Annotated in this window: 9 protein-coding genes; 4 read left to right on the top strand and 5 right to left on the bottom strand. The window is 57.0% G+C overall.

What is annotated here, in order from left to right; translation table 11 throughout:
- Positions 1 to 5: 5 nt before the first annotated feature.
- The gene (locus HFP54_RS14810; RefSeq protein ID WP_168565727.1) at positions 6 to 824 is read right to left on the bottom strand and encodes a fumarylacetoacetate hydrolase family protein; all 819 of its coding nucleotides are present in this window, start codon (positions 822 to 824) and stop codon (positions 6 to 8) included.
- 403 nt (positions 825 to 1,227) lie between these two features.
- On the opposite strand from HFP54_RS14810, the gene HFP54_RS14805 reads away from it, so the two are divergent.
- A complete protein-coding gene (locus HFP54_RS14805; RefSeq protein WP_390657576.1) occupies positions 1,228 to 2,784 on the top strand; it encodes an arylsulfatase in 1,557 nt (518 codons plus the stop codon).
- A gap of 643 nt (positions 2,785 to 3,427) precedes the next feature.
- Here HFP54_RS14805 and HFP54_RS14800 read toward each other — a convergent pair.
- The gene (locus tag HFP54_RS14800) at positions 3,428 to 4,555 is read right to left on the bottom strand and encodes a hypothetical protein (protein WP_168565725.1); all 1,128 of its coding nucleotides are present in this window, start codon (positions 4,553 to 4,555) and stop codon (positions 3,428 to 3,430) included.
- 894 nt (positions 4,556 to 5,449) lie between these two features.
- Here HFP54_RS14800 and HFP54_RS14790 point away from each other — a divergent pair.
- From HFP54_RS14790 to HFP54_RS14780, 3 genes are all read left to right on the top strand, one after another.
- Entirely contained in the window at positions 5,450 to 6,799 is a 1,350-nt protein-coding gene (locus HFP54_RS14790; protein ID WP_235951837.1) for a sulfatase-like hydrolase/transferase, read from the top strand.
- 259 nt (positions 6,800 to 7,058) lie between these two features.
- Positions 7,059 to 7,781 (top strand): SRPBCC family protein, encoded by a 723-nt coding sequence (locus tag HFP54_RS14785; protein ID WP_168565722.1) that lies wholly within the window; start codon positions 7,059 to 7,061, stop codon positions 7,779 to 7,781.
- 148 nt (positions 7,782 to 7,929) lie between these two features.
- The gene (locus HFP54_RS14780; RefSeq protein WP_168565721.1) at positions 7,930 to 8,427 is read left to right on the top strand and encodes a DUF427 domain-containing protein; all 498 of its coding nucleotides are present in this window, start codon (positions 7,930 to 7,932) and stop codon (positions 8,425 to 8,427) included.
- 100 nt (positions 8,428 to 8,527) lie between these two features.
- Here HFP54_RS14780 and HFP54_RS14775 read toward each other — a convergent pair whose 3' ends face one another.
- From HFP54_RS14775 to HFP54_RS14765, 3 genes are all read right to left on the bottom strand, one after another.
- Positions 8,528 to 8,758, bottom strand: coding sequence for a YecH family metal-binding protein (locus HFP54_RS14775; RefSeq protein WP_390657574.1), 231 nt, complete (start codon positions 8,756 to 8,758; stop codon positions 8,528 to 8,530).
- A 111-nt stretch (positions 8,759 to 8,869) separates the two neighbouring features.
- Positions 8,870 to 11,278 carry an ATP-dependent helicase gene (locus HFP54_RS14770; RefSeq protein WP_146414319.1) on the bottom strand — a complete coding sequence of 803 codons (2,409 nt, stop codon included), beginning with the start codon at positions 11,276 to 11,278 and terminating at the stop codon, positions 8,870 to 8,872.
- A 326-nt stretch (positions 11,279 to 11,604) separates the two neighbouring features.
- The gene (locus HFP54_RS14765; protein ID WP_390621864.1) at positions 11,605 to 12,141 is read right to left on the bottom strand and encodes a hypothetical protein; all 537 of its coding nucleotides are present in this window, start codon (positions 12,139 to 12,141) and stop codon (positions 11,605 to 11,607) included.
- Positions 12,142 to 12,719 lie beyond the last annotated feature (578 nt).

Genomic DNA, 12,719 nt, shown 5'->3' with positions numbered 1-12,719 from the left:
AAAACCTAGCCGTCTTGCCGGCAAGGATTGACCAGCGATCCGATCCCAGCAATCTGAACCTCACAAACGTCGCCGTCTTTCAAAAAGACAGGCGGCGTTTTTGCTGCGCCCACGCCGGGCGGCGTCCCGGTGAAAATCAGATCGCCCGGACGCAACGTCATGAACTTCGACAAGTGGCTGATCAATGCGGGGATGTCAAATATCAGTTGTTCCGTCGTGCTTTCCTGAACGGTTTCGCCGTTCAAGATCATCTTCACCGCGATGCGATGCGGGTCATCGATCTCATCGGCGGTCACAATGCACGGTCCGATCGGCCCAAACGTGTCAAAGGACTTGGCCACCAACCACTGTCCGCCCGGTCGCCCCTTTTGCCAATCACGTGACGACACGTCATGACCACACGTGTAACCGAACACATGATCCATGGCCTGGTCCACTGAAATGTGACGGCCTTCGCGTCCGATCACGACCACCAATTCCGCTTCGTAATCCACTTGGTCGGAAATCGCCGGCAAACGGATCGCGTCGCCGTGGCCGATCAATGCCGTGTTGAACTTGCTGAAAACCACGGGCGTGTCGGGAATCTCCGATCCCGTTTCGATCGCATGGTCACGATAGTTCAGCCCGATGCAGATCACTTTTTCCGGACGTGACACCACCGGCGGCATGACCTGTGGCGCGTCCGTCCAATCATCGGCGGGTGCGGGCATGTTGCTGATGTTCGGCAACATATCGGCCGAAAGATCCGTGCGGCTGACCCGTCCATTATCAAAGTGTGCCCAAACCAGTTTGCCTTGTTCATCGGGAACGGTGGTGATTCGCATGGTTGCGTTCCGTGGGTCGCGGGGAAAGCGTCGGGATTCGTTTGGCCCTCAATTCACCGCCTAGGACCTGTTTTCACAAGTCCCCCCAAGATCGCGGACTGGCATTTCAGTCCATTCCCACACACACGTCGGGTTCGATCTCGCAACGGATCAGGCCGCGTCATAGGCCTCGCACTTGTATGGCCTCTGTCGGAAAGGGCAATCATCACTGTCGTGATCTCGGGCGCCATCAACGTAGGTATCATAGAACGCCCCCCGACACTCCATCCCGAAATGGCAGCGTCCCCCAGCTCGACTCCTTCCTAAATCGCCCACCGTCATGACGCACGCACTCGCCAAATCAAGTCTCCGCTGCCTACGGGCGGTACGAATCAAGTCATCGGTCACTTGGGGTGTTGCCTTGATGATCGGTTTGGCGATCACTCAAACGGCCGACGCCACTGATCGCCCCAACATCGTGATCATCATCGTCGACGATATGGGCGTGTCCGACATCGGATGCTATGGCTCGGAAATCCCCACACCCAACTTGGACCAGATGGCGGCCCAGGGTCTGAAGTTTTCACAGTTCTACAACACCGGACGCTGCTGTCCGACACGCGCGACGCTGCTGACTGGGTTGTATTCCCACCAAAGCGGAATCGGCTGGATGACCACCGATCAGAAAGCCCCTGGCTATCGTGGTCACTTAAACGACCAGTGCGTGACGATCGCCGATGTCTTGGGAAACGCCGGCTACCTCACGGCGATGACGGGCAAGTGGCACGTCGGATTCAACCACGGCGTGACGCCTTGGAATCGCGGATTCGATCGCAGCTTGAATTTACCCGCCGGCGGATTGCATTTTTGGGATCAGACCGGATCCAAGGGCGGCACCAAGATGTACTTCAACGGCGAAGAAGTACCGCGGGACGACCCGCGTTTCAATCCGCCCTGGTACGGCACCGACCTGTGGACCGACCAGGGCATTCGATTCATCGACGAAGCGATCGCCGCGAACAAGCCGTTCTTCCTGTACCTGGCCCATGTCGCACCGCACTTTCCGTGCATGGCCCCGGAAGAAACGATCGCAAAGTATCGCGGTCGCTACATGGACGGCTGGGACCAATTGCGACGGGAACGCCATCGCCGCCAGATCGAAAGCGGCTTTGTGAGTGCGGACTGGGACCTGACACCGCGTCCCGAGCCGATTCCCGCTTGGAATTCGTTGAGTGCCGAAGAACGCAAACGTTATGACGACATGATGGCGATCTACGCCGCGATGTTGGAAGAGGTTGATCGGAACATTGGCAAGCTGAATGCGGCGTTAAAAGAGCGTGGGCAATTGGACAACACGCTGATCCTGTTCCTTTCGGACAACGGCGGAAATGCCGAAGCCGGTGTCAGCGGACGATACGAAGGCGACCATCCCGGCGATGCCCATTCCAATGTCTTTGTCGGTCGATGTTGGGCGCATCTCAGCAACACGCCGTTTCGCAAATACAAGCACTACAATCATGAGGGCGGTATCGCGACGCCATTGATTGCACAGTGGCCGGCCGCCATTGACCGTGACCACACTCGCAACGGCTGGGTCGACACGCCCACACATTTGATCGACTTGATGGCCACCTGTGTCGACCTCGGGCAAGCCGAATATCCGGACCAACACAACGGACAAACGATTCATCCGATGGCGGGCCAAAGCCTGCGTCCGTTGCTAACAGGGCAGGGCGATTTTGATGATCGGCCCTTGTACTGGGAACATGAAGGTAATGCGGCGATACGTGTTGGTTCCTGGAAATTGGTTCGGCAAGGCATGCGTGGAAAGTGGGAACTGTTCGACCTGGCGGCCGACCGCACCGAACAACATGACCGATCGGCCGAATATCCCAGCAAGGTCGAACAAATGCGGAAGCAGTGGCGAACCTGGGCCAAGAGCGTCAACGCCATCCCCAAGCCGACCAAAAAGAAAACCTAGAAGTATTCCAATACCATTTTTTGGCATAGGAATTTCATTGTCGCGCTGGTGTCTTCCTTGATGGCTTCGCCGGCGCCAGACCTTGTCTTTGGTTTTTTGGATTCCTGATCAGTGCCCCCCCGAGAATCGAACCCGATTGCGATCGTGTCGGCATTTCCCTGCTCATCGCTATCAATCCTGATGGATCGCTGGCACCGGATCTCCATTACAGCGCGTCCAACTTGTTTTGACGTGCTTGGCATCGCTTCGGGTAATGCAAAGCATAACGCCAAGCAATGAATGATATCGCATAGCATCCTAAACCTGAAAACCGAACGCAGAACCTGACCTCCGCAGGGCGTTCCGCTTCGTTCCTCCGGTCGACAGCGGATGCGCAGACAACGGACCGAAGTCGACGGCAGACAGAAGCCCCGCCGGCAAGAAAAGGCTCGGCGGTCTCTACTGAGCAATGCCGACGCGGCCCCGACCACACCGCGCAAATGCCTGCACCGGGAAATCACCACAAGGTGGGTGGCACCTTTCGGCAGACCAGACCGAAGATGCGCGACTCAAACTCAAGTCGCTCTATCCCGCAGCATGACACCTATAGCTGGATCGACCACTACTGGTCTAGGATTGGTCGAACGCATCGATTGAACACTCATCAACGACGCCTGCCTGCTTTGTTCTCCCGGGCATCATTCTTGGGCGATGAAATGAAAAGATCTGCCGGAGTCTCCCACGGATCGGCCCGGATGATGCCCTTGAATGGAAGTAGTTTTCCATTGCTGCGATCATATGTTTTGCCGTAGTGATCCATGACCAATTCCAAGTAATCTTCTCGCTCAGAATCGGTCCAGTGTTGAGGAACCTCTTTGCCAAAACGCCACGAGAGTTTCAAGAAGTGAATCTCGTCGAAAGCATCGCCACGGCCAAACTTTTTCCCCTGGAACTCCATTCGGCCCGGGACAAAATTCGTCCCCACGCGTTTCCACTCGCACAGCGTTCGCGAAATCACTCCCAACTGCTTCTGCTCGTTAGATACATGAGAAGTTGATACGGGCAGATATTCTTTGGTAGCATCCATAACCAGCGTGATTGAAGTACCTCGATTTTCGTCGCCCTTGCGCCACCGTGACAGCAATTTACCACCCGGTTGCTCTTCGACGGATAGAAGCTTAGAAGATCTCAAGAACTTATCTTCCATCATGCCTCGTGTCGGGCTCGTGGATCTGAGTTCGCTTGCAAGGCTGATTAGATCTTCAAAGGGATCGATATAGAAGACCTTCCCGACCCTGACGACGCCTGCCGCGGCATCGCGCTTACGCTCTTTCTCGCCATAAGAATAGAGTCGATTCGAGTTGGTTGGCCCGCCGCCAAATCGGACCTGCCCCCGACACAGCACCTTTTCGTTCCAAGTCTGTGTTTGGTAATCTCTGCCCAAAGTGCCTGGCAGGTTCAGAAATCCGTTGGCGACGTATTCAAAACGTTTCGCGCGATCTGCGATCTGAATGTAGTACAGTGGATTGACTTGCGGGTCATGCTTCTTGCCGACAAGGTACCGTTCACCCTCGATAAAAAGGCATCGACGTCTTTTTAGCATCGCATCCCGATGCACCGCGAAAGCGGCTAGACCGTCGTAGACATTTCCCACCAAACGTTCGTCGACGGATTCGACTTCATTCGTTGCTCGAGTTTGGCCAACCAGAACGCTTCCGTGGAGCGACAGGATCACTATTGCCAACACCTGCGGAACACATCTCGCGTGGCTCAGATTAAAATGCTTTGTCATTTAACACTTCTCCCGATCCTTGCGCACTACAACTTGATGGAAAATCTGTCTTGTTAGAAGCCTTCGTTCGTGGGTGTGACCCGAAACGCGTTTTCCATACCTTTGGCGGTTGTTGCACTCTTGCCAGAATCCGTTTAAGGCGTGTGAGTCAACAACCCTGACTGCGGGATCACGAGGACCAGGCACTGTTTACTAAATCAGTTTAAGGACTCGTCGCATGGCTGCGAGTTGCACGAATGCCAGGTACGAGCAAACAGCTTAACGTATCGCGTTGCAACCCGTCGTGATTCTTTTAGCCATCCAATCAAGCGTTCGACGATGTTGCGACGACGAGGCGGTTTTAAGGGGACGGAGGTCTTTTTACAGGTTCAGATGTACCTTCTCCCAGTTCCGGAGATTGCACGTGGCCTTCAATGGGAACATTCATTTTCCGTTGTGACGAGCCACGTGTGGATTTCCCAAAACGCCTGCGGCGCCGTTTTGACGACGAATGTCGGTTTCCTGGTCGCCAACTGTTTTCTATTTGTCGTTTTGGGCACCTTACGCTTGCATCCCAAAACGGTGCGTTCTTTCCGATGTGGTTGGGCTGGACATCGTCATCCATGGCGTTTCAACCGCTCGTCACTAATGTCGTGTCTCAGCGGTCTTTGGGGCTGTGACACTGGACATCATTTTCTGCTGGCGCGAGCGGGGTGCGACGGAACGGAATGCCCATCGTACAGAGACGCATGACGGTCGTTCCTGTCTTGGCCGGCTGATCCATGCTAGGTTGGTCTTTGCCGTTTTATCCTCTATTTGGCGATTATGAATCGTTCTCTTTCACCTGTTTTCCCCATTCCGATGCGACCCTTCCCTTTCGTTTTTCGATTCTCATCCCGCGTCTCTTGGTCCAGGATGACCGTGCTTCTTGTGCTGGCATCCGCGTGTTTTCATGCGACCAACGCGGAACGGGTTGAAATCGATTCGCGCCCGAACATTGTGTTGATCTTCGCGGATGACCTCGGCTACGAAACCCTTGGCTGCTATGGCGGCCTCGACTTTCAGACGCCCCGATTGGATCGGATGGCAATGGAAGGTCTGCGATTTTCGCGTGCCTACACCAGTCCGGTCTGCACTCCATCACGAGTCAGTCTGCACACCGGCCTGTATGTGATGCGACACCGCCAGACCGATGTGTTGCCGGTGCACCTGGGCACGAACAAGTTTGTCGACTTTCGGAAGATGCCGACCTTTGCACAACAATTGAGGTCGGCCGGTTACTTAACGTCCGTGACCGGCAAATGGCAGCTAGCGACGCTGGAAAAGCATCCCAACCACATCCGTGACAGCGGTTTCGATTCCTGGTGTGTCTGGCAAATCTGGAAGGAGGGTGCCAAGACGGTTCGGCACTGGAACCCGACCTTGAATCACGATGGACGCGTTCGCGAAGACGTTGCCAAACGATTTGGTCCTGACGTTTTGGTGGACTACGTCATCGACCAGATGCGGGAAGCGACGGAAGCCCACACGCCGTTCCTGATCGTGCACAACGAAATGCTACCCCACGACCCAATTGTCCAAACACCAGACGATCGATCGACGGGGCAATCCGCATCGCTGGGCAATATGATCCATTACTTAGACAAACTGGCCGGGCGGGTCCTGGACGCCGTCGATGACCTTGGCATTCGCAAAAGCACATACGTGATTTTTATGGGTGACAATGGGACCCACCAACAAGACTTTCGCAATCCGAGAGCGGGTCGACCGAAAGAACGCCCGCACACTCGGCATACCAAGGCCGGTCGCGTCGATGGCGGGAAGTACGAACTTAATGACGCGGGTACCCACGTCCCATTGATCGTCTGGGGCCCCGATCAAGTTCCAGTCGGTTCCGTTTGCGATGATCTGGTCGACGTCGTTGATTTGTTCCCGACGTTTTGCGATCTAGCCGGTCACAGCGTTCCAGACTCCATTCCCATCGATGGTCACAGTCTTGCGGCGCAATTCCAAGGACGCGTCGGCCCCAAACGTGACTGGGTGATTCACGGCATCCGGTCCGATGTCAATGTTTTCGACGGCCGGTGGCGTTGGTCCCATCGTTCGAAAACGCTGATTGACGCAAGCGAACTTCCGGAGGAGCGACACATCAACGCGTCACTGTCTGGGTCATCCGAAGCATCCACCGCGTACCAGCGTTTGAGCAACCTGTTTCAGAAGGTGTCAGCATCCCGCCCCACCGCTCCGCCCCAAAACCAGAAGTAGCGTCCCTAGGCGGGGTATGATGACTTGAGAAGAAGACGGGGGACAATTTCCATTTGAGAGGAGCGACGGGGTAGTGTCCGAAACGTCGATGGGGCGGTTTTGCCGAAGGTGGTTCTGTTGCTGGCTGGTCGCCAGTGTCAGTCTGTTTTTCGTCGGAGCCGCGTTTCACTTTTTGGTCCCCGTATTTGCGCCGCATGTGCCGGACGCGTTTGAGAACACTCATCTTTTTCGACCATGGTCAGGCTGGACATCGGCCTACATGGCGATTCACCCGCTGGTCTTTGCAGTGGTTTTTTCCGCGTTCTTTTTGGGGCTACGCGACAGAACGGCGTTTCCCGCGGGAGTTCGCGGCGGTGCGTTGTACGGGATCGGCGTTTTCCTGGTGGGCAGCCTGCCGGTTTTTCTGCTGGTCTACGCGGCCATGGCTATGACGACCGAGATCGCTGTCCTTTGGACTGTGCAAAACGCGATGCAATACTTGATCGCCGGCGCGGTGATGGGCAGCGTGGCCGACGGAGTTCATATTCAGGCGGCCGTCGAACTTCCGGCGCCAGCGAATCGCGTCTGGGACCTACTGTTGCGAAAGGATACGTTCCTAGAGATCACGCGAGGCATGATGGCGTACGAGAATACAGGCACTTGGCCGGAAACTTTGTTTTCACCTGACACAACCTTGACGACTCGCGTGCGTCCCTTCGGTATCGGTCCCGCTTCGCAGCATGAAGTACGCGTCGTGCAGGTGGACGCATCCCAGCGGGTGATCCAAACCGACGAGTCGGGAGGCCTTGTTACGACCTGGCAACACACCATGCGGATCGAATCGCTATCGGATCAGCGATGCCGATACACCGATCGCATCTTCTTGCACGCCGGCATCATCACTCCAGCGATAGGACTGTTCGCGATGGTGTTCTATCGCTATCGCCAGCACCGTTGGAAACGCTTATTGCGAAGGAGCGTTGAAAAGTCAGGCCATTCGTAATAGGCAGGCCGAGCAGTGACACAGGTCAGGTTCTGAATGCTGGCGCATCCAGCTACGGGAGGTGGCGGTGAGGGCAGGAGTCCTGAATGCTGGCGCATCCAGCTACGGGTGGGAGCAGGGTGGCTGGACATCCGGCTAACATCATGACATGCGACCTACACCCGACCCGGTCGGCCCGGGACAAGAATCCGTTTGGGACTATCCGCGACCACCGGCACTGCAGCCCGCCGGGCATCGGTTGCGGATTGTTCATGCCGGCCAAACCATCGCCGAGACGATGCAGGGTTTCCGCGTTCTGGAAACCAGCCATCCGCCGACCTACTATTTCCCGCCGGGCGATTGCCGACTGGACTGGATGCGTCCCGCCGGCGGTGGTTCGTTTTGCGAATGGAAAGGTCCGGCAAGCTATCTGGATCTTAAAATGCCGGGAGGAGTCAGCGTGCCAATGGTCGCTTGGTTCTACGCGGATCCGACGAAGCGTTTCGCCCCCATCGCTAGGTTCCTGGCCTTCTATGCGAGCAAGGTGGATGAGTGTTACGTCGGCGATTGGCAGGCGTCGCCTCAGCCGGGCGGTTTTTATGGCGGATGGGTGACACCGAACTTGGCGGGTCCGTTTAAGGGTGGCCCCGGTTCGATGGGTTGGTGAAGTGGCGCCTGAATGCTGGCGCATCCAGCTACGGGTGGCGGCGGTGAGGGCAGGGGGCTGAATGCTGGCGCATCCAGCTACGGATGGCGGCGGCGAGGTTTTAGTGGTCGCAGATTTTGTCGGGCGTGGTGGTGAAGCCGCCGTCGGTCGGGGTTAGCTTGCCGCGTTGGTCCAGGAAGACGACCAGTTCGGCGGCCGTCATGCCGCTGGCGCTGCAGGTACAAAAGCGAGCCGTGACGCCGAATCGTTCAATGATCGCGGTCTGCAGCGAATCGGCGTCATAGGCTTGTCCGCTTTCGACCATCATTCGCATGACTTCGTGACCATGGATCTCGGGCTGGTCACCGGAAACAGGATCCACGGTGGGCAGTTTGCCGTCGTCCGATCGGCCGTGCGGATTGGATGTGTCCATCGGATGGATGCCTTGTGCTGAATGGGTTGCCTATTGAACCAGACTGAGATCGGCCGCCGCATAGGCGATCAGAAAACTGGCTTCTTCGTCCGCGAATTTTACCTTCACACTACGTTTTGGTCCTCGGCCACTGACCGCGACAATCGTTCCCTGGCCGTAACTTGGATGCGAGACCACGGCGCCTTCGCGGTAGGCTCCGGGCGGAGTCGCGCCGGCGGCCATCAGGTCGGCTGCTGTTTTCAGCCCACCTGCAATGGAGACTTTGGCTTTTCCGCGTTTGGCGGTTCGCCGATACGACGATTCAGTGGCGACGGCTTCGCGCACGACATCGTCATCACCCTCGTGATCGGGCAACTGGCAAACATCTTCATCGGTGATGACGGGTGGTTGCACCTGAGACGTCTGGTCATCGGATGCCGTTGCATCATCGCCGACTTGGATTGCCGGCAAATCCCAGCTGTCGGGATAGCCGCCGTCGCTGTATTCGTTTTCGAAGAAGTCGCGGTCGACGGAGGATTCGACCAGACGCATGTCATCGCGTGGCAATTCGGTCAAGAAGGCACTTGCCACCACCGGTCGCATGTCGCCCCGGATGCTACGCCGTTTACAGTGGCTGAGTTGCAGCCACTGTTTGGCGCGGGTGATTCCGACGAACAACAACCGCCGTTCTTCCTCGTACTGAGCTTCGGTTTCGCGAGACCTGCGGTGGGGCAACAGTTCGTCTTCGACCGCGATGATGAAGACACGAGGAAACTCCAATCCCTTGGCCGCGTGCAGCGTCATCAACGTCACCCGATCGTCGGATTCTTCGAACGCGTCGACGTCCGAAACGAGGGCCACCTGTTCCAGGAATAGTTCCAGTGAGCCTTCGTCGGGATGCTGCAGATCGAATTCCACCGCCGCGTTGATCAATTCGTCGACGTTGGCAACCGGATTGTTCGTCGTGCTTTCGACGCTGGTCCGTTCCAGGTAATCGTTGAACTGTGTCTCTTCGACCAGATATCGCAACAGGTCTTCCAGCGTCGCGGTCGCTTTGACTCGCAGGCGGTCGTACAGACGCACGAAGTTCAGCACCATCGAAGCGGAACGCTTGGGCAGCGATTCGATCTCGTCGGCACGTCGGGCGGCTTCCAACATCGGAATGCCCAGCCGATCGGCATGCTGTTGGATTCGTGCGATCGTTTTCGCGCCGATCCCACGCGTCGGTGTGTTGATCACCCGCAGCAGGGCGACGTCGTGATTGGGGTTGTTGATCAGATGCAGATACGCCAACAGATCCTTGATTTCTTTGCGCTGATAAAACTCCAACCCGTTGACGATCTGGTAGGGCAAGCCCCGCTTTCGCATCGCATGTTCCAGCGATCGGGTCAGCGCGTTCATTCGGCAGAACACAGCGAAATCACGCGGCCGCAAGCCTTCGTTGTGAATCGCATCGAGGATTTGGTCCGCGATGTCGTCGGCTTCTTCATAACCGTCTTCATAAATCCGCAGAACGACCGGATCGCCTTCGGGGTGATCGGTGAACAATTCCTTGTGCTTGCGTCGACGGTTGAAGCGGATCAGTTGGTCGGCGACACGCAAGATGTTCGGGGTGCTGCGATAGTTCTGTTCCAGCCGAACGGTGGTGACGTTGGGATAGTCTTTTTCGAAGTCCAGGATGTTATTCAAATCCGCGCCGCGCCAACCGTAGATCGACTGGTCGGGATCGCCGGTGACGGCCAAGTTCGGCTGTTGGATCGACAAAGCGCGGACGATGGCGTATTGGGCCAAGTTGGTGTCTTGGTATTCGTCGACCATGATGTAGCGATAGTGCTGGTCCAGGCTGCTGCGGACGTCGGGGTTTTCGCGCAGCAATCTTGCAAAGTGGAACAGCAGGTCATCAAAGTCGACCGCGTTGGACGTCAACAGTTGTTGCTGATAGACGGGATAGACGCGTGCGGCGATCGCATCGCGGGCGGTCATCGATGAAGCGTCGGTCATCATTTCCGGCGGGATCAACCGGTTCTTGGCATGGCTGATCGACGCGGCGATCTGTTCGGGCGACGTGTGAGTCGTGCTGACGCCGGCGGCTTCGATGGCCCGCTTCATCGCCTGTTTCGAATCCGACGTGTCATAGATCGAATAGTTTTCCGACAGCCCCACCATCGATGCATAGCGACGCAGCTGTTGAGCACAAAACCGGTGAAAAGTCCCCATCCAAACGGGACGCCCGGGCGCAAGACCTTGCACCCGAGTTCGCATTTCGTCGGCCGCCTTGTTAGTGAACGTTAACGCCAAGATTTGGTGGGCGTCGATTCCGTGGTGCAGCAGGTTGGCGATGCGGTGGGTGACCACCCGGGTCTTACCGCTGCCCGGTCCGGCCAGAATCAGCAAGGGACCGTCGATGTGCTGGACCGCTTCGCGTTGGGGCGGGGTCAGGTCTCGGAGAATCGCATCCATGGCCGAGGCGTTGCCAAACGTTGAAGTCATCGAATCAGAATCGGCGTGCCGGTCTGCCCGGATCCCGTAACAGGAATCCAGATCACGGCGGCCCGCCGGTACCTGAACAAGTTTAACGTTTGCCCCAGATCCTGTCCCACCGCTTGAGCGGGGTGAACAGGACGCCGACCGCAAAAAAACGCGGTGAATCGATCGGCGTCGGCGACGGAAAGTGGCGTGACCTGTCGATGGGATGGTGGCCAATCAAAAAAAGCCCGAACCGTTGCCGGTTCGGGCTGTTCGCAAACTTTCGGTCAGAAAGTGGTCAGATCGCTGTGTGCGAGGCTTTACAGGTTGGGTGTCGTGTAAGGTTCGACGTCGCCGACCATGTGGAAGTGGTTATGGTCGATGTAGACCACTTCGATTGCTTCGCGATCATGCAGCGTGTGCGGGACCGGGTAGCCGACGGTGGTCTTTTCGTCGAAGTAGACCGTGCACTTGTAGTGGGCGTGGTGCAGTTGGGCCGGTCCGATCAAAGGATAGAAACGCGGCGGATCGACGTAATCGGCGATCTTTTCCTTGATGATGCGAACGTCGTTGCGTTGCTTTTCCCAAACGAACGGGATGCCGCCTTCGATCGGACGCGCCTTTTCCAGAGCGTGGATGATTTCATCATCGCTGGGCGGATCCAACGCGACCGGCGGTCCACCGGAGGTGGTCGGTCCCAGGATCGGCACACGGCCGTATCGTTCGTGTTGCTCGAACTTGTCTTCCTGTTTGTGTTGGAAGTACGGGCTGACGGGCAGTGGCCAGCCGACGAAGCCGAGATTGTAATTGTGCGAAACACCGTAACAGCCGGTGGACGAAACGATCACGACCGCCATGGCGGTGAGCGTCCAATGGCGTACACGCAGGCGAAGTGTGTCATTCGACATCGCCGCTCCTTCGACGCTTCTCGTGGTCTGATTCATGCTGGTCATCCGAGCAACCTTCCGTAATTTCTTGACCGTATCGCCGCCGCTGCGTTGGGATCGAAAGGACCTAAACGCACGATCTGATCGGCGGTTTGCGTAGTGTACTTATCGTGTGAACTTAGAACGATCTTGCGGGTAATTCGGAAAATCCGAAGCAAAAGGATCGCAAGGAGAGGTGCGGCGAACCGGATCAAACGCATCGAGACCGGACGCCTGGGTCCCCGAGCGACGACGGACGAGATGATCGGCGCGGCAAAGGGGGAGCCCCACCCGAGTCTTCGTAGGTAACCGTTGCCTGATTCCCCGTGCCCCATTTCCTTTGCCCTGTCCCCGTGACCCGCGACCTACCCTCCGGCGACCTGTGATCCGACTGCGCGCCAGCGGCGACGCCGGCACGAAAAAACGCCCGTCCGTCTGTGATTCACAAACGAACGGGCGTGTCGATTCAGAACATGGCGGAACCGCCGGTGCGGTCAAAGCCGGTTCAG

The sequence above is a fragment of the Crateriforma spongiae genome (assembly GCF_012290005.1).
Classification (GTDB): Bacteria; Planctomycetota; Planctomycetia; order Pirellulales; family Pirellulaceae; genus Crateriforma; species Crateriforma spongiae.
This window is presented reverse-complemented; position numbering and strand designations above follow the sequence as displayed.